The sequence below is a fragment of the Paraburkholderia sp. RL18-085-BIA-A genome, assembly GCF_046027075.1.
In the GTDB taxonomy this organism is placed as follows: domain Bacteria; phylum Pseudomonadota; class Gammaproteobacteria; order Burkholderiales; family Burkholderiaceae; genus Paraburkholderia.
The window spans coordinates 19,214-41,687 of the sequence record NZ_JARESU010000065.1 but is presented as its reverse complement, the minus strand read 5'-3'; the positions used below and the strand labels follow the sequence as shown (position 1 = coordinate 41,687).

The window sequence follows — 22,474 nt, the reverse complement described above, 5'->3', positions numbered from 1 at the left end:
AGGCGTGCTAATCTTGCTGCCTTTCCGGAAGCAACGCGGCACAGCACACACCATGACGGAAGCCTTCGATCCTGACGGCGTCGAGCAAGCGGTCTTCGTGGTCGGCGAGCGTCACGAGACGCTGGACGAACCGTGGCGGGCGTATCACCGCGCACGGCTGATCCACGTGAGCGACGGCGTGCTGACCGTGCGCACCGAGACGGGACGATGGGTCGTGCCGCCCGGCCATGCGGTGTGGCTCGTGCCGAATCTGCTGCATTGCCTGTGCGCCACGCGTGCCGTGCAACTGTATTCGTTGTATGCGTCGGCCCACGCCGCGCCGCTGCTCGCGCAAAGCGGCGCGCTCGTGCCCGACGCGCTCGTGCAGGCGTTGCTGGGCGCCGCCGCCAATCTGCCGCGCGACCAACCATTCGACGAACCCGCCAATCGGCTGCTGCAAGTGCTGCTGGATCGCCTGCCGGGCTTGCGCGCCGCGCCGCTGGGCCTGAACTGGCCGGGCGATCCGCGCGTCCAGCGGATCGCCGACGCGCTGAGCGCCAATCCGGCGCAGGCCGCGGTGCTCGAAGAGCTCGCCACCGCCGCCGGTGTAACGGCTCGCACGGCGGCGCGTCTGTTCGTCAAGGAAACCGGGCAGACCTTCGGCCAGTGGCGCCAGCAACTGCGGCTGCTGGCCGCGCTCGAACATCTGGGCGCGGGCGCGAGCGTCACGCAGGTCGCGCTCGAAGTCGGCTACAACGACGTGTCGTCGTTTATCGCGGTGTTCCGCGAAGCGTTCGGCGATACGCCCGCGCGCTATTTTCGTTGACGCGGCGCGGCTGTCGCCGCGCTGTCACGCGAAAGAATCGGCAAGCACGAGTTCGCGCACCGACGGCAGCCAGAAACGCAAGCGAAAGAGAGCGCGACGGCGACAGTGAAAAGGAAAACCCCGCTCAATGCGCGCCCGCCGCATCCGGACCACCGCCGCCTTTAGCCGGCCGCGTAATCCAGATCAACGGAATGATCAGAATGAAGATGACCGCCGACACGAAGAAGATATCGTTCAGGCCCATCATCGCGGCCTGACTGTTCACGGTGAAATCGAACAGCGCTTGCGCCGACTGCGTATTCAGATGCAGCAGCGACTGGGTCGAGTCGATCTGCTGGGTGAACACGGGATTGTTGATCGTGGCCTGTTCAGTGAGCCTCGCGTGATGGAGCACCGTGCGGTTGTTCCATTCGTTGCCCGCGATCGACGTGCCCACCGCACCGCAAAACACGCGCACGAAATTCGACAGGCCCGCTGCCGCCGGAATCCTGTTCGGCGGCTGGCCGGACAGGATGATCGCGGTCAGCGGCACGAAGAACATCGCCATCGGAATGCCTTGCAGCAGCGTGGGTATCACCAGGTGCCACGTGTCGATTTCGATCACGTACTTCGAACGCATGTAGAACACGATCGCAAAGCCGACGAACGCGAGCGTCGCGATGATGCGCGCATCCGAGCGCGGCAGCACGCGACCCATCACCGGCGCGAGTATCACCGCGAACACGCCGAGCGGTGCGGTCACGAGGCCGGCATCGACGGAGCGGTAATTCAGATATTCCTGCATCCATTGCGGCAGCAACACGAGGTTGCCGAAGAACACGCCATACGCGACCGAAATCGCAATCGTGCCGCCGAGAAAGTTGCGCTGCTGGAACAGCCGCAAATCGACGATCGGGTGCTCTTCGGTCAGCTCCCACACGAGAAAGAACGCGAAAGTGATCAGCGCGGTGATGCCGAGTCCCACGATCACCGGCGACTGGAACCAGTCGAGGTCCTTGCCCTTGTCTAGCATGATCTGCAGCGACGCGACCCACGCGATCAGAAGGCCGAGCCCGATTATGTCGATGGGCGGCTTGCGGGTAGGCGACTCGCGGGTGCGATAGATCATCCACGTGACACCGGCCGCGAACAGGCCGACCGGAATGTTGATGTAGAAGATCCACGACCAGCTGTAACTGTCCGTGATCCAGCCGCCCAGCGCCGGGCCCGCGATCGGGCCGACGGTCGCGGTCATCGCCCACAGCGCGAGCGCGGTCGAGGATTTCTCCTTCGGATACGAACCGAGCAGGATCGCTTGCGACAGCGGGATCAGCGGACCGGCCACCGCGCCCTGGAAGATCCGCGCGAGCAGCAGGATCGGCAGCGTCGGCGCAATGCCGCACAGCCACGATGCCAGTACGAACATCAGGATCGCGCCGACGAACAGCTTCACCTGGCCGATGCGCTGGGTGAGCCAGCCGGTCAGCGGAATCGATACCGCATTGGCGGCGGCGAACACGGTGATGACCCACGTGCCTTCATCGACCGAGACCCCGAGATTGCCCGAGATGGTCGGAATCGCGACGTTCGCGATCGACGTGTCGAGCACGTTCATGAAGGTGGCGAGCGCGACGGCGATGGTCGCCAGAACCAGTCTGCCGCCTTCGAGCGGCGGCGGTGGCGCGGGCGGCGCGGAAGCGGGCGCGGCGGTGGGCTGGCTCAATCGGCTCTCCGGATGGGATGCTGCGGGCGTGCTGGACGGTTGACGGTTGTGCTATTTGCCGCGGGCGCGATGCGCGCAATAGCGGGCCCGTCGAATGCTCGCAAAAGGATACCTGCATTCGGATTTTGGCGTCGCGGACGGCTGCAGTCTGGCCGGCGCGATCGTGGCGGCCAGCGTATGCTCGCGGCTGGGTTGCGGGACCACGAACCGAATCAACACAGCAAGAGAGGAAATCACTATGGCCTGGGAGCAATTCGAACACGGCTGGCGGCGCGCGCCAATCAGCTTGCCCGCAAAAGGACTCGTCGTGCTGATGCACGGCGTCGGCAGCAATGCGCGCGATCTGATGCCGCTCGCGGACATCTGGAGCGAAAGTCTGCCTGATGTGGCGTTCACGTCGCTCGACGGCACCGACGCATTCGACGGCGGTTTCGGCGGCCGTCAGTGGTTCAGCCTGCGCGACGTCACCGAGGGCAATCGCGAGGCGCGCGTGGCCGCTGCGTATCCGGCGCTACGCCGCATGCTCGACGCGGAACTCGCGCATTGGCAGGTGGCTTTCGGCCGGCTTGCGCTCGTCGGTTTTTCGCAAGGTTCGATGATGGCGATGCATCACGTGGCGACCAGCGCGGAAGGCGCGGCTGGCGTCGTCGCGTATTCGGGGCGGCTCGCGTCGGCGATCGTCGTGCAGAACGGCACGCCGCTCACGCTGATTCACGGCGAGGACGACGAAGTCATTCCAATGCGCGAGCTGGAATACGCCGCCGACGCATTCAGCAACGCGGGCTACAGCGTCGACGCCTATGCGTTGCCGGGCATCGGCCATACGATCAATGCCGACGGCGTCGAGCTCGGCCAGCAGGCGCTCACGCGGACGCTGGGCGCACTGTCGCGCGGCTGACACGGCCCTGATTGAAAAGTGGCGTTAAAGGTTCTGATCTGCTTGCCGTTAATAGGGCATTAGCTTGAAAAATTACCTCCGCCGCGCGGACCGCGCGGCGCCCGGGGGCGCATTTTCAGACTGCCCGCATGGGCGGATAACGACATATCAGAGCCTTCATATGGCCAGACCGACGCCGTATTACCCGCTTTTCGAGCGACTGTTCCGTCATTCCGTGACGGTGGACCTGGGCACGGCCAATACCCTGATCTATACCGACGACGGCGGCATCGTGCTGAACCAGCCGTCCGTCGTGTGCTTTCAGAAAGAGGCGGCGGCCGGATCCAAACGAGTCGCGGCAGTGGGCGCCGAAGCGCGCCAGCTGCTGGGCCGCGCGCCGCGCAATCTCGAAGCGGTGCGGCCGATGCGCCACGGCGTGATCGCCAACTTTTCCGCCGCCGAGCACATGATCCGGCAATTCGTCGACATGGCGCGCCCGCGCTCGCTGTTCAGCCGCCGCGCCGCATTCACGCTGTGCGTGCCGGCCGGGGCGACCCAGGTCGAGCGGCGCGCGATCAAGGAAGCGGCCGAGGCGGCCGGCGCGTGGAAGGTCAGCCTGATCGGCGAATCGCTGGCGTCGGCGCTCGGCGCGGGCTTGCCGGTGGCCGAGGCGACCGGGTCGATGGTGGTCGACATCGGCGGCGGCACCACCGAAGTCGGTGTGATCGCGCTCGGCGGCACCGCGTATAGCGGCTCGATTCGGGTGGGCGGCGATAACTTCGACGCGGCGATCGTGAGTTATGTGCGCAATCTGTACGGCGTGCTGCTCGGCGAGCAAACTGCCGAGCACGTGAAAAAGAGCATCGGTTCGGCGCTGCGCAACGTGCCGCTCGAACACATGAACGCGACCGGCCGCAGCGCCGACGACGGTTTGCCGCGCACGGTCCAGTTGAGCAACCACGATATCGCCGAGGCGATCGAAGGGCCGCTGCTTCAGGTGATCGGCGCGGTGAAGCGCGGGCTTGAAACGGCGCCCGCCGAACTGGTGACCGATATCGCGGGCAACGGCATCGTGCTGACGGGCGGCGGCGCGCTGCTCCGCAACCTCGGGCGCCGCCTGACCAATGAGATCGGCCTCAAAGTGCGGGTCGCCGACGAACCGCTGACCTGCGCGGTGCGCGGCGCGGGCGTGGCTGCGGCTGCGGGGTGGGCCGATGAGGTTGGGTACGAGTGAGTGTCGGCGGACGCTGTCGGTGATGGTTTGGGGCGAGTCGGCGTCGCGGCGCGTGGGTCGAGAGAGTCTGCGTTTTGGCCGCCATCGCAGCTAGACAGGTGCAGCCGGTAGCGCCATCGCTGAAATCTGATGCAGGAAGTCCGACTCCGGGACCAGCGCGCCGGACGCGCCGTCGCATACATTGAGTGGCTATGTGAGAATACGCGGCAGGTGCGAGACTCAACGACGTGTACGCGTTTTCTTTGGTTGCTTTTTCCCAATTCCGTTTCTCGCGCAGGCGCTCCACGAACCCGCGTGCCGCCGCGCTGTCTGCGAACCACCCGTGAATCAATCTGTTTTCGCTTTATCCCCGTCTTTCATCGAACTGCAAAGCGGTCTGCGCATGCCCTACGTGGAAGCCGGCGAAGGCGAATTGCTGTTGTTCGTGCATGGTTCGCTGTGCGACTACCGTTATTGGCAACCGCAACTCGCCGGGCTCTCGAAGCAGTACCGCTGCGTGGCGGTGAGTCTCACCCACTACTGGCCGGCGGCCGCTGCCCAGCCCGGCCATCCGTTCAGCTGGAGCCGGCATGCCGACGAAGTCGCGGAGTTTATCGACCGTTTCGGCGCGGGGCCTGCGCACGTGGTGGGACATTCGCGCGGCGGCAGCGTGACGTTTCAATTCGCGCGGCGTCATCCCGAGCGGGTGCGTACATTAACGCTCGCGGACCCGGGCGGCCAGTTGCAGATTACCGGGCGTCCGCCCGCGCATTTGCCGGCGACGGTCAACGTGTTGCGCGCGAAAGCGGCGCAATTGATCGAGGCGGGCGACGTGGAAGGCGGCCTGCAACTGTTCGTCGATTCGGTCAGCCGGCCCGGCTTCTGGGCCATGAGCACGCCGGGCTTTCGCAGGATGGCGACCGATAACGCGCACACGCTTGCGCTGCAACTGGACGATCCGCTGCCCGCGTACTTGCCCGGCGAAGTGGCCGAAGTGCGCTGCCCGGTGCTGCTGATCGACGGCGAGAAGAGTCCCGACATGTTCCGGCGCACCGCTGCCGCGCTGCAGGAGTGGCTGCCCGATGCGCGCCGCGAGACGGTGCGCGGCGCGTCGCACGGAATGAACCTCGCGCATCCGGGTGCGTTCAATCGCTACGTCGACGGGTTCATTCAGTCGGTGAATGCGCGCGAGGCGTGAGATCAGCGCGTCGCGATCTCAAGCCTTGCGATGCGCGTCCTTGTCGAGCGCACGTTCCGCCGCTTCGCCGACGAGCCCGTGATAGTACAGATGCACGCCGATCGCGAGCGAGTCGTTGCGAATTTCGTGGAACGCTTTCCACGCCTTCACCGGGTCTTTGAACAACAGATAGTGCGCTTCCTGAGCGATCAGATCCGCCACTTGATGCAGGCCGTGCCCGTGCAACACGTCCACGAGCGTATCGAGACTGCGATGCGTGCGCGCGTCGGTGCGCGGATAGAGCATGTGCAGCACCGCCACGTCCTGCGTCTTCAGCGCGGCTGACAACGCAACCACGATGTCCTGGTGATTCAGCGCGCTGACGATTTTGTCGTCCGTGTGCACGTGATCCGGAAATAGCGTTTCGAGAGAGGCGTTCATCGGGTCCTTCCTGTTTTTCTGGCTGATTAAAAAGGCCCGCCGTAGCGCGGCGGGCCAAAGACAGCAATGTGTTCGCGGGGGAAGCAAAACACAAGTTGAGTATCGCAGATGCGCCTCTCTTCGCGCAGTCCGGTCGCTGCAAAACATTGTTGCAACAAGTGTTCCAACTTTCATTTTGCTGGCAATGCAGTGCGGTGAAGCATTGTGAAGTCAAGCGCGCGTCTTTTGCGCGGCGCATTGGCGCGTGTGGCAGGCAACTAATGACAATCGATGGCAACGAATGTTGCGCGAGCCGAGATGCATTGTTGCGGTCAATCGTCGCAATCAACGACCCCGCGGCCCGTAGAATGCGAAGCGGAGCCTGGCATGCCGCTGCGCTCATGACGAAACGACACGGCGCGATGCGACCATATGACGTTCAGGCATGCCGGCACGTGTGCGACAGGAAAGTAAAAGGAACGTGTAGATGAATTCGAAGACACACGCAACGCTGAGCTTCTCGGACAGCGATCAGACCGTTGATCTGCCCATTTATCAGGGCTCGCTCGGAGCGGATGTGATCGACATTCGCAAGCTGTATGGCCAGACCGGCAAGTTCACGTACGACCCGGGCTTCATGTCGACGGCGGCATGCAATTCGGCGATCACCTACATTGACGGTGACAAGGGCGAGCTGCTGTACCGCGGTTATCCGATCGACAATCTGGCGCAGAACGCCGACTTCCTCGAAACCTGCTATCTGCTGCTCAAGGGCGAACTACCGAACGCGCAGCAGAAAGAAGAGTTCGTGAACACCGTCACGCAGCACACGATGGTGCACGAGCAGATGCATTTCTTTTTCCGCGGCTTCCGTCGCGACGCGCACCCGATGGCGATTCTGGTCGCCGCGGTCGGCGCGCTGTCGGCGTTCTATCACGACTCGCTCGACATCAGCAACGAACAGCACCGCGACGTCTCCGCGATCCGCATGATCGCGAAGCTGCCGACGCTGGTCGCGATGGCGTACAAGTACACCGTCGGCCAGCCGTTCGTGTACCCGAAGAACGACCTGTCGTACAGCGCGAACTTCATGCGCATGATGTTCGCCAACCCGGCGGAAGAGTACCCGGTCAACGACGTGCTGGTGCGCGCGCTCGACCGTATCCTGATCCTGCATGCGGACCACGAGCAGAACGCGTCGACCTCGACCGTGCGTCTCGCGGGTTCGTCGGGCGCGAATCCGTTTGCGTGTATCGCCGCGGGTATCGCCTGTCTGTGGGGCCCGGCGCACGGCGGCGCGAACGAAGCCGCGCTGAACATGCTGGAAGAAATCGGCTCGGTCGACAATATCCCCGAGTTCATCGCGAAGGTGAAGGACAAGAACTCGGGCGTGAAGCTGATGGGCTTCGGCCACCGCGTCTACAAGAACTACGATCCCCGCGCGAAGCTGATGCGCGAAACCTGCCACGAAGTGCTGGAAGAGCTGGGCCTGCACGACGACCCGCTGTTCAAGCTGGCGATGGCGCTGGAAAAGATCGCTCTGGAAGATGACTACTTCGTGTCACGCAAGCTGTACCCGAACGTCGATTTCTACTCGGGCATCGTGCAGCGCGCACTGGGTATTCCGACCGCGATGTTCACGTGCATCTTCGCGATGGCGCGCACGGTCGGCTGGATTGCGCAGTGGAACGAAATGATTGCCGATCCTGAACAGAAGATCGGGCGCCCGCGTCAGTTGTTCGTAGGGGAGACGCAGCGCGAAGCCACGCCGTTGGCAAAGCGGTGATGTGCCGGGGCCGTCACGCAGCCGTACGTTGCTCGACGGCCTTTTTTTACGGCAAGCCAGGCCGGCCTGGACTTGCCGACAGAACAAAACTCCTGCACGTCCTGTGCCACGGAAATCCCCACAAAAACCTCGCAAAAAAACCGAAACTCCCCTGTGATAAGTTCGTCTGACGCGGACAGACCCTCTACAATCGGAAGCGACCGGCCAGTATCGCGCGGCCACCGAAAGTGAAGCGAACGCAACACTGAACGCACAAGCGAACCCATAGGAGTGACCCTGATGCAGCAGCCAGAAGCCCTCGGCGGCGTGTCCCTCGCGGGCGGTGTCGATCACCGCGAACCCGAGCCGGACGGCGTATTCATCCCGACGGAAAACCTCAACGTCGCGAGCGCCACGCAGCACGTGCTGAAGTCGGGCGACACCTTCATCGTCAACGATCCCCTCGGCGATATCACTGGCCACGACGACGGCCTGTTCGTCAACGACACCCGCGTTCTCTCGCAACTGCGCCTGACCTTCGGCGGGCGCGCGCCGTCGCTGCTGTCGGGCAGCGTCAGTAACGACAACACTTCATTTACCGCGCATCTGACCAATCGTCCGCTGCCGCCGCTCGGCGGCGACAGCACGCCGGAAGGCGTGATCCACGTCGAGCGCGTGCGCGTGTTGTCGGGCACCGTGCTCAACGAGGCCATCGAACTCACCAACTACGGCACGCGCGACGCCGTGGTGCCGCTGTCCATCTCGTTCGCCAGCGACTTCCGCGACATGTTCGAAGTGCGCGGCCTGAAGCGCGACAAGCAGGGCCGCATCGAACCCGCCCGCGTCGAGAATCGCGAGGTGCTGCTCGGCTATCTCGGCCTCGACGACGTGGCGCGCAACGTGCAGATCGCGTTCTCGCCGGAGCCGGACAAGCTGTTCGCCGATCGCGCGGACTATACCGTCGAGCTGCCGGCCCAGGCGTGCGTGTCGATCTATCTGTCGGTGGCGGTGCAGGTCATCGCGAAGCCGGACAGGCCCGGCGCCGACGTCTCGCAACCCATGCACGCGTTGAGCGAAAGCCATCTGTCGCAAATCGATGCGGAGCGTCCGCGCGTGGGCCGCGCGGCGGTGCGCGCCGCGCTGGTCGACGCTCATCTCGTCATGCGCGAACGCCGCCGCGCGACCGCGCGCGTGCGCTCTAGCAACCCGCTGTTCAATGCATGGATCGACCGTTCGCTTGCCGACCTCGGCCTGCTGACCACCGATCTCGCGACCGGACCCTATCCGTATGCGGGCATCCCCTGGTTCTCGACGCCGTTCGGCCGCGACGCTGTCATCACGTCGTTGCAGACGCTGTGGCTGCAGCCGCAACTCGCCGCGGGCGTGCTGCGCTTTCTCGCCGAGCATCAGGCGCGCGAGAATTCGCCGTTTCGCGACGCCGCGCCCGGCAAGATCATGCACGAGATGCGCAAGGGCGAGATGGCGGCCGCCGGCGAAGTGCCGTTTGCGCTGTACTACGGCGGCGTCGACACCACGCCGCTGTTCATCGTGCTGGCGGGCGCCTATGCGGCGCGCACCGGCGACCTCGCGCTGATCGACGAATTGTGGCCGGCGCTAGAGCGCGCCGCGCAGTGGGTCGCGGGCGTCTGCGACAAGAACCGCTACGGCCTGCTCGACTATCAGCGCGAGTCGGACGGCGGCCTCGCGAACCAGGGCTGGAAAGATAGTCACGACTCGGTGTTCCATGCCGACGGGCGCTTCCCCGACGGCCCCATCGCGCTCGTCGAGGTGCAGGCGTATGCGAGCGCCGCGTTCGACACGATGGCCCGCTTCGCGAAGCTGCGCGGGCTGCGCGAGCCAGCCGCGCAGTACAGCGAACGCGCGAAGAAGATCCGCCAGTGCGTCGAAGAGAAGTACTGGATGGAAGAGTCCGGCTTCTATGGCATTGCGCTCGACGGTCACGGCGAACTGTGCCGCGTGATGGCCTCGAATGCGGGCCATCTGCTGGCCTTCGGGCTGCCCACCCGCGAGCGCGGCGAAGCGGTGGTGCGCGCGCTCGACTCCACGCTGTTCCACACCGGCTGGGGCGTGCGCACGCTGGCCGCGAGCCAGGCGCGCTTCAATCCGATGGCCTATCACAACGGCTCGGTCTGGCCGCACGACAACGCGCTGTGCGCGCGCGGTCTGTCGCAGTACGGCGGCAAGGCGGCGGCGGTGCGGCTGCTGCAGGCGCTGTTCCAGGCGGCGGTCAACTTCGACATGCGGCTGCCCGAGCTGTTCTGCGGCTTCCCGCGGCGGCGCGGCGAGCCGCCCACCGCGTATCCGGTCGCCTGTTTGCCGCAGGCGTGGGCGGCGGGTTCGCCGTTCATGATGCTCGAAGCGTGTCTGGGTATCACGATCGACGCCGAGCGGCGCGAAGTGCTGATCGCACAGCCGATGCTGCCCGAAGGTATCGACTGGCTCGAAATCGGCGATCTGCGGGTGGGCGACTCGGCGGTGTCGATCACGTTCCGCCGCATCGGCGAGAAGGTGGTGGCGTCGGCCGAGCAGGGCGATGTGCGAGTGGTCGCGCTGCTGTAGCGATGCGCTGAAAACAAGCGGCTCGCGCTGTTGAATGCGAGGCGCCGGGTGGTAACATTTGTTGTCATCGTTATCGGCGGCTCGCCCGGACCCTCGCATGCCAGACAGCTTCGACCAGCTCGCCGCCCTGATTCGGGCGCGTTTTTCCGAACTGAGTCCGCAATTCCAGATGGGAGCAGGTTTCCTGCTCGATCATCCCGATGAGGTCGCGGTCTCGTCCATGCGCAAGGTGGCCGAGCGCGCGCAGGTGCAACCGGCATCGCTCGTGCGCCTGTCGCAGCAACTCGGTTTTCCCGGCTGGAACGAATTGCGCAACCTGTTCGTCGCGCGCGTGCGCACCCGGCCGGAGCCGCTCACGAGCCGCGCGCGTTCGCTGGTCAAATCGAAAGACGCGCTGGCGAACGATCTGCTCATCGCGCAACAGCACAACCTTGAAGTCACCGCCGCGCATAACGGTCGCGTGATCGTGGAAACGGCGCGGCTGTTGCGGCGCGCACCGCACGTGCATGTCGCGGGCTTTCGCTCCTGTTACTCGGTGGCGTTCGGCCTTGTCTATGGCTACCGGCTGTTCCGGCCGTCGGTGTCGCTGCTCAACGGCGAGGCCGGCACGCTCGAAATGCAGCTGCGCACGATCGAGCGCGACAGCGCGACCATCGTCATCAGCTTCGCGCCGTATTCGGTCGAAGCGGCGCGCGTGGCCGAAGCGGCGCTGGAAAAAGGCAGCAAGCTGATCGCAATCACCGACAGCGCGGTTTCGCCGATCGCGCTGAACGCCGACAAGGTGCTGATCTTTTCGCACGAGAGTCCATCGTTCTTTCCGTCGCTGGTGGCGGCCACCGCGATTGCCGAATCGCTGGTTGCGCATCTGCTCGCACTCGAAGGCGCGGGCGCAGTCGAACAGCTTGCGATTGCCGAGCAGTCCTTGCATGCGAAGGGCGCCTACGTGCCTTGAGCGTAGCCGTTTCGTTCACGGTTTAGCCGGGCGGCGGTCCTGCGTGCAGCAGGATCGCCCCATTCGAATCAATGCCGCACCGTTTGACAACAAATGTTGTTTAACAGTATAAATACGTACCGATTGTTGAAAGGGTGCAAGCCGTGGCGGCGAAGCGGGAGTTCAGTGTTTTTCAGGTGAGCGGCGAGCCGTATGAGATCGGCTACCGGCTGGGTGAATTCGCGCGGCCGGTATTCACCGAATACATGGAGCAAAGCAGTGCGTGGCGCGCGGTTCGAAAGTGGCGCGGCGAGCCGTTCGTGCAGGCGCTGCGCGACGCGGCTCGCACGCATTTTCCGGCGCTGCTGGCGGAGCTGGACGGCATGGCGGCAGGTCTCGGCTGGTCCGCGGAAGAGGTGTTTTTGTGGAACTGCCGCGGCGAACTGATCCATCACGCGCCGGACGGCTGCACCACGCTGGCGGCCGTCGCAGGCGAGCGGCGCTTCATCGCGCACAACGAGGACGGCGACCCTTTTCTGGGCGATCGCTGCGCGCTGGTCGAGGTTCAACCTGTCGGCAAGCCTGGCTTCGTCAGCTTCTATTACCCAGGGTCGCTGCCGGGGCACACTTTCGCCGCGAACCGCGCCGGTATCGCGAAGGCGATCAATAACCTGCGTATCCGCATGCCGAGCGCCGGCGTGCCTCGAATGATCCTCGCGCGAGCCGTGCTCGATGCCGGCTCGCTCGACGAAGCGCTGCACAGGCTGCGCACCGCGCCGGCGGCGAGCGGCTTTCATCACACGCTCGGCTGCGCGGGCGACGCGCGGCTCTTCAGTGTCGAAGCCAGCGCGCGGCGCTGTGCGGTGCAAAGCGTGTCCACGCTCGCGGGCCACGCGAATCATATGATCCATCCGGGCGACGAGGCCGAGCCGCAAATCGTCACCGATTCATCGCGCGACCGGCAACTGCGCGTCGACGCGTTGCTGCCCTCGCTCGCGAGCGCGTTGCAGCCCGCCGCGTTGCTCGACGTGCTGCAGGATCGCGCGCCATCCGGCTTGCCGATCTACCGCGACGATCCGCTCGACCCCGACGACGAAAACACCCTCGCCACGGCGCTGTTCGAGATCGGCGGCGCGGGTGTGTCGATGAAGGTTTTCCGGCACGGGCAATGCGATTTCGACAACTTCATTGCCCGCTCAGCGAGCGAGCCGACCGGCGCCTGAGCAGGTTGGCGCAATCATCAGGAATTGAACCCATGTCCACCGTCTTTCATCGTTCACCGAAGCAATCGCTGCCGGTAGCCGTCGCCGGCGACGGCATCGAGATCATCGACTCCACCGGCAAGCGCTATATCGACGCGTCCGGCGGCGCGGCCGTCTCGTGCCTGGGCCACAGCAACCAGCGGGTGATCGACGCGATCAAGCGCCAGGCGCAACAGTTGCCCTACGCGCACACGTCGTTCTTCACCACCGAGCCCGCCGAGGAACTGGCCGAGCGCCTGGTGGCGAGTGCGCCGGCCGGGCTCGAGCATGTGTACCTCGTGTCGGGCGGTTCGGAGGCGATCGAGGCCGCGCTGAAGCTGGCGCGCCAATACTTCGTCGAGAAGGGCGAAACGCGGCGCCGCCACTTCATCGCGCGTCGTCAGAGCTATCACGGCAACACGTTGGGGGCGCTGGCGATTGGCGGCAATGCCTGGCGTCGCGAGCCGTTCCTGCCGATCCTGATCGAAGCGCATCACGTCAGCCCGTGTTACGCGTACCGCGAGCAGCGCGCCGGCGAATCCGAAGAAGCGTTCGCGCAACGTCTGGCCGACGAACTCGAACAGAAGATCCTCGAACTCGGCGCCGACACAGTCGCCGCGTTCGTCGCGGAAACGGTGGTGGGCGCGACGGCCGGCGCGGTGCCGCCGGTGCGCGAGTACTTCCGCAAGATTCGCGCGGTGTGCGACCGCTACGGGGTGCTGCTGATTCTCGACGAGATCATGTCCGGCATGGGCCGCACCGGCTTCCTGTATGCGTGCGAAGAGGACGGCGTGGCGCCGGACCTGCTGACCATCGCGAAGGGGCTCGGCGCGGGTTATCAGCCGATCGGCGCGACCCTGGTGAGCGACAGGATCTATCAGACGATCGTCGGCGGCTCGGGCTTTTTTCAGCACGGCCATACGTATATCGGCCACGCCATCGCGTGCGCGGCCGCACTCGAAGTGCAGCGCGTAATCGAGGAAGACAGGCTGTTGCCGAACGTGATGGCGCGCGGCGAGCAGTTGCGCGGGCGGTTGCGCGAGCATTATGCGCAGCACCCGCATATCGGCGACGTGCGCGGGCGGGGGCTGTTCGTCGGCGTCGAACTGGTCAAGGAGCGCGAGAGCAAAACGCCGTTCGACGCGACACTGAAACTGCACGCGGCGATCCGGCGTGAAGCGTTCGCGCGCGGCTTGATGGTGTATCCGATGGGCGGTACGGTCGACGGCAAGGTCGGCGATCATGTGCTGCTCGCGCCTCCGTTCATCTGCACCGAGCGCGATATCGACGAAGTTGTTAGCCGGCTCGCCGACGCGATTGACGGCGCGCTGAGCACCGTCTGACCCATCCGGCCCAACCGTCACTGCGAGAACGATGATGACCGAGCGTTTGCCTCACTTCGACCTGTCCGACGCCACGCCTGAACAGAAGGCCGTGCTGGACGAAATTCTGTCCGGCCCGCGCGGCAATCTGAACGGGCCGTTTCTCGGCTGGATTCACAGCCCGGAACTGGCGCAGCAGGCGCAGCGCCTGGGCGCGTTCTGCCGCTATCGGACCGGCTTGCCGCTGCGTCTGTCGGAGCTGGCGATTCTGGTGACCGCGGCGCGCTGGCAGGCGCAGGCCGAGTGGCACATCCACTATCCAATCGCGCTCGAAGCGGGCGTGGCCGAAGCGGACGCCGAGGTGATCCGGCAGGGACGGCGCCCGGCCTTCGCGGACGCCGACGACGCGCTGATCCACGACTTCGCGAGCGAGCTGTACGACACGAAGCGCGTGTCGGACGCGCTGTATACGAAGGCGGTCGACCGGTTCGGGCATCAGGTGGTGATCAACCTGGTCGGCCTGCTCGGCTACTACGCGCTGGTGGCAATGACGCTGAACGTGTTCGGGATGCGGGCAGTGGGGCAGGAGAGCTTGCCGTTTGCTGAATAGCAGGTTGCGTGGCCGAGGCGTTGGCTCGGCTGGGGCTTTTTTGCAAAACAACCGCTTCGGCTTGCGCGCGGCGCAACACGCGAACATGCAAGCGGGCAAGACGCGGCGCGCACGGCACAGGGCGCATGGCAAATGAAAAACGCCCCGGCTGCGAATTGCAACCGGGGCGTTTCTGCCTGCTACTGCCACATCACCCGCCTTCACCAACTACGCCGCCCACCGCGCGGTCTGGCAGCTCACTGGCCGCGATAGGTCGAAAACAGACGCTGCTGCACCGAGGACGACGCGCCCGCCGCTGACGAACCCGCGTTCACACCACCAACGTCCTTCGAACCCTGCGTGGACGCGACCACTGTGTCACCTTGCGGTACCGTCTTCGGATATTCGGTGTCGTTCTGATACAGAAGGCCCGCTTTTTGCGCGGCCACGAGTTCAGCGCGTACTTCTGCGCGCGTCACCGGACCGTTGTTCGCCTGCTGTGCGAACGACACGGCCGGAACGATCAGAGCGGATGCGACGACAACTGCGGAAAGAAGCGATTTCATGATGACCTCCGGAATTCGATTGTTGAGAGATCGGGTGAAATCCCATATCCCGATCTGTTGAAACCAGTCTATTGTTTGTGAGATCGGCAAAAAAGAGGATTTGTAAGGAAAAATTGTTACCGTTTTTGATGTAATGCTCGAAGGTGACTTTGTGGCACCCGGTTGCGGGATCGTCACGACGCCGGCACACGGAAGCGCCTATGATGAAGTTCGGTCCACGCCCGCGCCTGCGGCGCCGCGCGACACGCCCGAAGGAGGCCCCTCGGGGACTTGCGACCGATGCCTGAACCGCGAACATCCGGGCGAGACCGTCGCGGCGGGCGTCATCTTCGGTCGTCATGCGCGCGAAGCAGGGCACAAAAAGGAGAGAGCGATGAAGCGCAAGGCATCAGCAGTCTGGCAAGGCGGCCTGCAAGACGGCAAGGGCTCGATTTCCACCGACAGCGGCGTCCTCAAGGAGACCCAATACTCGTTTTCGACACGCTTCGCGGACGGCATCGGCACGAATCCGGAAGAGCTGATTGCGGCTGCGCACGCGGGTTGTTTCTCGATGGCGTTGTCGGCGGAACTGGGCAAGGCCGGCATCACGCCCGAACGCATCGGCACGACCGCCACCGTGACACTCGACAAGGACGGCGGCGGCTTTACGATCACCGCGGTGCATCTGGATGTGGCGGTGAAAATTCCCGGCGGCGACAAGGCGGCGTTCGACAAGGCCACCGCGGACGCGAAGGCGGGTTGTCCCGTGTCCAAGGTCCTGAACGCGACGATCACGATGGACGCGAAACTCGAAACCTGAGTTCGCGCGCTTTTCAGGCAGGGCTCACGCGATGAGGCCGGCGGCGGGGCAAGCTCCTCCGCCGGTTTTTATGTGACGATCGGCAGGCTCCCGCGAATCCTGCGCCGTTCCCTACGGAAACCCGGCCTTGATTTGTTGAACGGTTAGTCATAATATCAACGCCATGAAGCAATCTGGTCTTTCCAAGCAATCCGCGAAAAAAGCCGGCGACGTGTGTCCACGAGGCAGGCCGCGCGAGTTCGACACGGACACCGTGTTGAAAAGCGCGAGCCAGGTGTTCTGGAACCACGGCTACCACGCCACGTCGATCGACGACCTGTGCAAGGCCACCGGCCTGTTGCGCGGCAGTCTGTACGGTGTGTTCGGCGACAAGCACGGCATCATGCTCGCCGCGCTGGAGCATTACGCGGGAGGCTCGGTCGCGCGGCTTGCCGAGCGGCTGAACGCGCCGGTGCCGCCTGAAGAGGCGCTGCGCAACGCCTTGCTGCATTACGCGCGGGTCGCCTGCGCGCTGACCGGCGAGCGCAGTTGCTTCATCACCAACACCACGCTGGAAATGCAGCCGGGCGACGAGGAACTGCGCACCCGGGTTGCAGCGATCCAGCGCCGTATGGCGACGCTGCTGGCGGCGTCGGTGATTCGAGGCCAGGCAAGCGGCGCGTTCAATTCGGCTCTCGACGAAAAAGCCGTCGGCGATTTCCTGCTGTGCGTGATGCAGGGGTTGCGCGTATTGGGGCGGGTCGCCCACAAGGAAGATGCGCTGATAGAGATAGTGGACGTCGCGATGCGCGCGCTCGTCTAAATTTTTTTTTGCCGATTTTTTGAACGATCATTCATGAAAAGCGAAGCGATCAAGTCCGCTCAGGCGGCATTCGTTGGCCCTGTGCATGCGCGCGCGGGCGCCGTGACCTGTCCGGGGGCGGTTGCCGCCGGCATCGCGGCGGCCGTGTCAGCGGAAAAAGCCTCGGGCAAAGCCGCAGATAAAGCCGCGCCGCACTTCGAACGCCAGGGGCTTGCGCTCGCGGTGCTGTTCGTCGGCGCTTTCCTCGCGCCGCTCGACTATTTCATCGTCAACCTCGCGCTGCCGTCGATTCACACCGGTCTCGCCGCCACCGACGCGCAATTGCAGCTCGTGGTCTCCGCCTACGCGTCCGCATATGCGGTGCTGCTGATCACAGGCGGCCGTCTGGGCGATCTGCTCGGCCGACGCCGCATGTTCATGACAGGGATGGCGGCGTTCGTGGCCGCGTCCGCGCTGTGCGGCTTCGCGACCAGCGGCCACATGCTGGTGATCGCGCGGATCGTGCAGGGCATCGCCGCCGCGGTGATGGCGCCGCAAGTGCTCGCGACCATCCGCGCGGTCGTGCCGCTGCATCAGCAGACCAGGGTGATGAGCCTGTACGGCTTCGTGTTCGGGCTGTCGTCGATTGTCGGCCAACTGGGCGGCGGCGCGCTGATCACGTACCACCCGTTCGGACTGGACTGGCGCATCATCTTCCTGATCAATATTCCGATCGGCATTGCGGCGTTTATCGGTACGTGGAAGTTCGTCCCGGAGAATCAGCCGGCCACCCGCACCGGGGTCGACCTGAAGGGTGTCGCGCTGCTGTCGGCGGTGCTGCTGCTGGTCATCTACCCGATGACGCACGGCCGCGAAGCCGGCTGGCCAGCATGGACTTTCGTGATGTTCGCGCTCGCGGTCCCCGCATTCGCGCTGTTCGTGGCGACCGAGCGGCGCGTCGAGCGCCGCGGCGGTCATCCGCTGGTGGATCTGCAACTGTTCCGCAACCGGGCGTTCGCGCTGGGGCTGGTGCTCGCGTTCCTGTTTTACTGCAATAGCGCGTTCTTCCTGACCTACGGGATCTTCCTGCAAACCGGTCTGCACTGGACGCCACTCGCGTCAGGCATCGCGATCATGCCGTTTGCGATCGGCTTCGTGGTCGGGCCGCTGACATCGCCTGCGGTGGTCAAGCGCATTGGCGGTCATGTGCTCACGCTCGGTTTCTCGATGATGACGCTCGGCTTCACGATCACCGGCTGGTCCGCGACGCAGTCCGCTACGCCGGATCTGCTGTTCTATGGCGGGCTGGTGTGCGCGGGCGTCGGCCACGGCTTGCTGCTGCCGTCGATCATGCGCATCGTTTTGCTCGAAGTCGCACCGGAGAAAGCCGGGCTGGCGTCGGGCGTGGTGTCGTCGACGCTGCAGATCGGGTCGGCGTTCGGCACGGCGGCGATCAGTGGCGTGTTCTTCGGCGCGATCGGCGGCAGTGCGGCGCCCGATGCGTACGCGCACGGGTTCCAGATCAGCCTCGCGATCAACGCGCTGTTGATGTTCGTGTGCATCGGTTTAAGCGTTTTGCTCGTGCGGCATCAGCAGCTGGTGCTGCGCCGTTCCATGCAGCCGGCTTGAAAATACGCCGGTGGTAATCGTTTTCAGCTGTTGGTTCGCGCACATTATCGAGCGCATTAAATAAAAGCATAACAAGCCCGTTATTTACCCGTGAGTTTTCCGTTCATAGGTAACTTTCATATCGAGGCTGTGTGCGATAAACCGGTGCTGCATTTGAGTCGCGCTTAGATATGAAGAATGCTGCGGACATTTTGTACTGGATAGTGAGGCGCACGCAGTAAATGGTGCCATCGTGCAGCGCCGCACGTCTGGTGCATTGCGGCAGGGTTTCAGGGATTTTCCTGGTTTCAAACGACACGGGCCGGGATTGAAAGCGATTCCACTGCCCATGAAAACGGTATCAATAAAAAGCGCTTGTCGCATTTAAATTAGATTGTTAATCTTTGCGAACTTCAGAGTCCTTCCTCAGTAGGTCGAATGTCGAGAATCCCGGCGCGATGACTTAAATAACGCTCAACGGTTCCGTAGGGGAATAATATGCTGACCGCTACCATTGACGCATTCCACACACCGGCAGCCACCAGTTTCAACGTCGGCGACGTCGTTACGTTGAAGGCTGGCGGCCCACGCATGACCGTCACCTATGCAGGTCCGGTCGCCCTGAATCCGGGCCACTGGCTGATTTGCGAGTGGTTCGACGAACACGGCGAACTGCGCCGCGAGATGTTTTCTCCCGCCGGCGTGCGAGCCGAGCCGCGCTCGATTCCGGCCGGCTCCGTGCAATGGCAACGGGTTGGCCGTGCCGCTTGAACGGATTGAATGAGCCGACAGGCGGTCGATAGATTCGGCCGCCTTTCGGGCTAACCGCTGCGACCAACTACTCGGGCCCAAGCGGACCTGAGCGCGGGCCCAGGCGAGCCAACCGCTCTCCGGCCGGCCGCCTCCCGGCCGGGCCGCACCAGCCGAATCAATTTTCCGGACGGTCCCGTGCCGACACGCGTCTCTGTACGCGCAGCATGAGCGCGGACGAAAACGCACGCATCCCCACGAGCTTGCGCGTCTGCACCACCTCGCCGGCGATATTCTTCGGCGGGTTCGGCTGCAACGACCAGTAGAGCGCGAGCAGCCAGCCGAACCCGGTCCAGCCTACGCACGCATTGAAGAGCGCCAGCGTCAGCAAGTCATGACGCTTGCGGCGGTCCGCGAGAATGGCGGGCAGAAAATACAGCGCGAGCGCGAACACGGCGCCGATGAGCTGGACGATCACATTGCCACGCATGGAACAACTCCTGATGCGCGATTCATGACGCGATTGTCGCGCGAATGGTCGATCTGCGCAGCGGCGATCCGACGCTTGCCGCGCACATCCATGCCCGAAGGGGTTCAGCCGATCCCGCATCCGGACTATCATGGCCGTTTCGACAGAACCGAACCGCCAGGACCCCCATCATGATCTCCGACGATACGACCCAGCAGGCGCAACGCCTGAACCCCGACACGCTGCGCGAATTCGTGGACCGCAAGTGGAACGACGAGATCGTGCCCGCGTTGACGGACTACATCGCCGTGCCGGCCAAGAGCCCGGCGTTCGATCCCGACTGGGTCAAGCACGGCTATCTGGAGCGCGTGATCACCGACGCCGCGCAATGGGCCGAACAGCAGCCGGTGCGCGGCCTGAAACTCGAAGTGATTCGCCTGCCCGGCCGCACCCCGGTGATCTTCTTTGAAACGGCCGCGACCCGTTCGGGCAGCGAGGAAACCATCGTGCTGTACGGCCATCTCGACAAGCAGCCCGAATTCGACGGTTGGCGCAAAGACCTCGGCCCGTGGACGCCGAAGCTCGAAGACGGCAAGCTCTATGGCCGCGGCGGCGCCGACGACGGCTACGCGATCTACGCGAGCCTGACGGCGCTCGCCGCGCTGGACGCGCAAGGCATCGAGCGTCCGCGTTGCGTCGGTCTGATCGAAACCTGCGAGGAGTCTGGCAGCTACGATCTGCTGCCATACGTCGACGCACTGCGCGAACGGCTCGGCAAGGTGGGTCTCGTCGTGTGCCTCGATTCGGGCGCGGGCAATTACGATCAACTGTGGCTCACCACGTCGCTGCGCGGACTCGTCGGCGGCGACCTCGAAGTGCAGGTGCTCGACGAAGGCATTCACTCGGGAGGCTACGGCGGCATCGCGCCGTCGAGCTTCCGCATCATGCGGCAGCTGTTCGACCGGCTGGAGGACGCCGCCAACGGCACGCTGCTGCCGAAGGGTTTCCATTGCCCGGTCCCGTCGGACCGGCTGCGTGAAACGGAAGCGACCGCGCAGATTCTCGGCGACGACGTCTGGAAGAAACTGCCGTGGGCGTGCGGCCAGGACGGCCGCCAGGTGCTGCCCACCACCACCGATCCACAGGAAGCCTTGCTCAATTCGACGTGGCGTCCGTCGCTGTCGGTGACCGGCGCGGCCGGGCTGCCGGCGCTCGCCGATGCCGGCAACGTGCTGCGCCCGCGCACAGCGTTCAAACTGTCGCTGCGTCTGCCGCCGCTGATCGAAGCGGAAAAGGCCGTCGCCGAACTGAAGGCGCTGCTCGAATTCGATCCGCCGTACAACGCGAAGGTGACGTTCAAGCCCGACGCGGGCGCGGCGAGCGGCTGGAACGCGCCCGACCTCGCGCCCTGGCTCGCCACGGCGCTCAACGACGCGTCGCGTCGCCACTACGGCGCCGATGTCGCGTACATGGGCCAGGGCGGCACGATCCCGCTGATGAACGTGCTGAAGTCGGGCTTCCCCAAATCGCAGTTCATGGTGTGCGGCGTGCTCGGGCCGAAGTCGAATGCACACGGACCGAACGAGTTCCTGCACGTGCCGTTCGGCAAGAAGCTCACGGCCGCGGTTGCCGAAGTGATCGCCGCCGCGCCTTGAGGGTTTCGGCCTGAGCGTCCTGCTTCGCTCGGGCTTTAACTGCTGCACTGTTTAAACCCGTCACTCACACCAACCCACTGAATGACCGATAACGCGACTGCTCAACCCGCCACCCTCCGGATTCCGGCCGATCAACTGCATGCCTACGTGAAGGCGATCTGGGAGCAGGCGGGCAGCACGCCGCGCGAAGCAGAACTGGTCGCGGATCATCTGGTGGCGGCGAATCTGACCGGACACGACTCGCATGGCGTGGGAATGATCCCGCGCTATGTCGCGTCGCTGGCCGATGCCCAACTGCAACTGAACCTGCATGCCGAAACCGTCAAGGACGCGGGTGCCGTGCTGACGGTCGAGGGCGGCAAGGGTTTCGGCCAGGTGGTCGCGTTCGAGGCGATGGAGCAGGGCATCGAACGCGCCAAACGGCTCGGCATCTGCGCGGTCGGCTTGCGCGGCGCGCATCACATCGGGCGCATCGGCCACTGGGCCGAACAGTGCGCGCGGGCTGGACTGGTGTCGTTTCACTTCGTCAACGTCGCGGGCGATCCGCTCGTCGCGCCGTTCGGCGGCGCGGACCGGCGCATCGGCACGAATCCGTTTTGCGCGGCGTATCCGCGCCCCGGCAAGCCGCCGCTCGTGCTCGACTTCGCGACCAGCACGGTGGCCTACGGCAAGACGCGCGTGGCGTACAACCAGGGCAAGCATGCGCCGCCCGGTGCGTTGATCGATCACGAGGGCTTCCCCACGCTCGAACCGAAGGTCATGCACGAAGCGCCGTTCGGCTCGCTGACGCCGTTCGGTGGGCACAAGGGTTTTGGGCTCGCGGCGATGTGCGAGATTTTCGGCGGGGCGCTGTCGGGCGGCTTCACGACGCACGCGGACACGCTCGGCACGACCAACGCGATCATCAACTGCATGCTGTCGGTGATCATCGATCCCGCCGCATTCGATGCCCCCGATGCGCAGGCTGAAGCCGAAGCGTTCATCGATTGGGTGAAGGCTTCGCCGCTCGCGGCGGGTACCGAACGCATCTACGAACCAGGGGAACCCGAACGCCTGACACGGGCGCAACGTGAAGCCAAGGGGATTCCGGTGGACCCGGCCACCTGGACGCAGATTCGCGAGGCGGCGCTGGCCGTCGGCATGAGTGAGGAAGATGCGCGCCGTTGGAACGCATGCTTGCGATAAAGGCTGTCTGGTATGCGCGGCCGTGGTGTGGCGCGGCTA

General features: G+C 64.6%; 20 protein-coding genes. 16 read left to right on the top strand and 4 right to left on the bottom strand.

Annotated features, from left to right (window positions below; translation table 11 throughout):
- The first annotated feature begins 52 nt into the window (after nucleotides 1-52).
- Nucleotides 53-805 carry an AraC family transcriptional regulator gene (locus P0D89_RS32095; protein WP_408363824.1) on the top strand — a complete coding sequence of 251 codons (753 nt, stop codon included), beginning with the start codon at nucleotides 53-55 and terminating at the stop codon, nucleotides 803-805.
- A 124-nt stretch (nucleotides 806-929) separates the two neighbouring features.
- Here the strand turns inward: P0D89_RS32095 and P0D89_RS32090 are convergent, their stop codons facing one another.
- Nucleotides 930-2,507: a DHA2 family efflux MFS transporter permease subunit gene (locus tag P0D89_RS32090; RefSeq protein WP_408363822.1), complete on the bottom strand. Its 1,578-nt coding sequence runs from the start codon at nucleotides 2,505-2,507 to the stop codon at nucleotides 930-932.
- Nucleotides 2,508-2,745: 238 nt separating this feature from the next.
- Between P0D89_RS32090 and P0D89_RS32085 the strand changes: the two genes are divergently transcribed.
- The 3 genes from P0D89_RS32085 to P0D89_RS32075 all read left to right on the top strand — a co-directional run bounded on the left by P0D89_RS32085 (nucleotide 2,746) and on the right by P0D89_RS32075 (nucleotide 5,795).
- A complete protein-coding gene (locus tag P0D89_RS32085) occupies nucleotides 2,746-3,405 on the top strand; it encodes an alpha/beta hydrolase (protein ID WP_408363820.1) in 660 nt (219 codons plus the stop codon).
- 160 nt (nucleotides 3,406-3,565) lie between these two features.
- Nucleotides 3,566-4,618, top strand: coding sequence for a rod shape-determining protein (locus P0D89_RS32080; RefSeq protein ID WP_408363818.1), 1,053 nt, complete (start codon nucleotides 3,566-3,568; stop codon nucleotides 4,616-4,618).
- Between the two features lie 382 nt (nucleotides 4,619-5,000).
- A complete protein-coding gene (locus P0D89_RS32075) occupies nucleotides 5,001-5,795 on the top strand; it encodes an alpha/beta fold hydrolase (RefSeq protein ID WP_408363844.1) in 795 nt (264 codons plus the stop codon).
- An 18-nt stretch (nucleotides 5,796-5,813) separates the two neighbouring features.
- Here the strand turns inward: P0D89_RS32075 and P0D89_RS32070 are convergent, their stop codons facing one another.
- A complete protein-coding gene (locus tag P0D89_RS32070) occupies nucleotides 5,814-6,215 on the bottom strand; it encodes a hypothetical protein (protein ID WP_408363816.1) in 402 nt (133 codons plus the stop codon).
- A gap of 466 nt (nucleotides 6,216-6,681) precedes the next feature.
- On the opposite strand from P0D89_RS32070, the gene gltA reads away from it, so the two are divergent.
- The 6 genes from gltA to P0D89_RS32040 all read left to right on the top strand — a co-directional run bounded on the left by gltA (nucleotide 6,682) and on the right by P0D89_RS32040 (nucleotide 14,643).
- The gene (gene gltA, locus P0D89_RS32065) at nucleotides 6,682-7,980 is read left to right on the top strand and encodes a citrate synthase (protein WP_408363814.1); all 1,299 of its coding nucleotides are present in this window, start codon (nucleotides 6,682-6,684) and stop codon (nucleotides 7,978-7,980) included.
- Nucleotides 7,981-8,259: 279 nt separating this feature from the next.
- Nucleotides 8,260-10,539 (top strand): amylo-alpha-1,6-glucosidase, encoded by a 2,280-nt coding sequence (locus P0D89_RS32060; RefSeq protein ID WP_408363812.1) that lies wholly within the window; start codon nucleotides 8,260-8,262, stop codon nucleotides 10,537-10,539.
- 97 nt (nucleotides 10,540-10,636) lie between these two features.
- Nucleotides 10,637-11,491, top strand: coding sequence for a MurR/RpiR family transcriptional regulator (locus P0D89_RS32055; RefSeq protein ID WP_408363810.1), 855 nt, complete (start codon nucleotides 10,637-10,639; stop codon nucleotides 11,489-11,491).
- 143 nt (nucleotides 11,492-11,634) lie between these two features.
- A complete protein-coding gene (locus P0D89_RS32050; protein WP_408377719.1) occupies nucleotides 11,635-12,693 on the top strand; it encodes a C45 family autoproteolytic acyltransferase/hydrolase in 1,059 nt (352 codons plus the stop codon).
- Between the two features lie 32 nt (nucleotides 12,694-12,725).
- Complete coding sequence (locus P0D89_RS32045) at nucleotides 12,726-14,054, top strand: aspartate aminotransferase family protein (protein WP_408377717.1); 1,329 nt, start codon at nucleotides 12,726-12,728, stop codon at nucleotides 14,052-14,054.
- A gap of 34 nt (nucleotides 14,055-14,088) precedes the next feature.
- Nucleotides 14,089-14,643 (top strand): carboxymuconolactone decarboxylase family protein, encoded by a 555-nt coding sequence (locus P0D89_RS32040; RefSeq protein ID WP_408377726.1) that lies wholly within the window; start codon nucleotides 14,089-14,091, stop codon nucleotides 14,641-14,643.
- A gap of 236 nt (nucleotides 14,644-14,879) precedes the next feature.
- Here P0D89_RS32040 and P0D89_RS32035 read toward each other — a convergent pair whose 3' ends face one another.
- The gene (locus P0D89_RS32035; RefSeq protein ID WP_408377715.1) at nucleotides 14,880-15,188 is read right to left on the bottom strand and encodes a DUF4148 domain-containing protein; all 309 of its coding nucleotides are present in this window, start codon (nucleotides 15,186-15,188) and stop codon (nucleotides 14,880-14,882) included.
- Between the two features lie 373 nt (nucleotides 15,189-15,561).
- Between P0D89_RS32035 and P0D89_RS32030 the strand changes: the two genes are divergently transcribed.
- From P0D89_RS32030 to P0D89_RS32015, 4 genes are all read left to right on the top strand, one after another.
- Nucleotides 15,562-15,987, top strand: coding sequence for an OsmC family protein (locus P0D89_RS32030; RefSeq protein ID WP_025597457.1), 426 nt, complete (start codon nucleotides 15,562-15,564; stop codon nucleotides 15,985-15,987).
- A gap of 163 nt (nucleotides 15,988-16,150) precedes the next feature.
- Complete coding sequence (locus P0D89_RS32025; RefSeq protein ID WP_408377713.1) at nucleotides 16,151-16,789, top strand: TetR/AcrR family transcriptional regulator; 639 nt, start codon at nucleotides 16,151-16,153, stop codon at nucleotides 16,787-16,789.
- Nucleotides 16,790-16,822: 33 nt separating this feature from the next.
- Nucleotides 16,823-18,397, top strand: a complete 1,575-nt coding sequence (locus P0D89_RS32020; protein ID WP_408377711.1) for an MFS transporter — start codon at nucleotides 16,823-16,825, stop codon at nucleotides 18,395-18,397.
- A gap of 477 nt (nucleotides 18,398-18,874) precedes the next feature.
- Nucleotides 18,875-19,147: a YodC family protein gene (locus P0D89_RS32015; protein WP_408363796.1), complete on the top strand. Its 273-nt coding sequence runs from the start codon at nucleotides 18,875-18,877 to the stop codon at nucleotides 19,145-19,147.
- A 157-nt stretch (nucleotides 19,148-19,304) separates the two neighbouring features.
- On the opposite strand, the gene P0D89_RS32010 is transcribed toward P0D89_RS32015, so the two are convergent.
- Nucleotides 19,305-19,616 carry a superinfection immunity protein gene (locus P0D89_RS32010; protein WP_408363794.1) on the bottom strand — a complete coding sequence of 104 codons (312 nt, stop codon included), beginning with the start codon at nucleotides 19,614-19,616 and terminating at the stop codon, nucleotides 19,305-19,307.
- A gap of 170 nt (nucleotides 19,617-19,786) precedes the next feature.
- Between P0D89_RS32010 and P0D89_RS32005 the strand changes: the two genes are divergently transcribed.
- Nucleotides 19,787-21,250, top strand: a complete 1,464-nt coding sequence (locus P0D89_RS32005) for a M20 family metallopeptidase (protein ID WP_408377709.1) — start codon at nucleotides 19,787-19,789, stop codon at nucleotides 21,248-21,250.
- An 81-nt stretch (nucleotides 21,251-21,331) separates the two neighbouring features.
- Nucleotides 21,332-22,435: a malate/lactate/ureidoglycolate dehydrogenase gene (locus tag P0D89_RS32000; protein ID WP_408363790.1), complete on the top strand. Its 1,104-nt coding sequence runs from the start codon at nucleotides 21,332-21,334 to the stop codon at nucleotides 22,433-22,435.
- Nucleotides 22,436-22,474 lie beyond the last annotated feature (39 nt).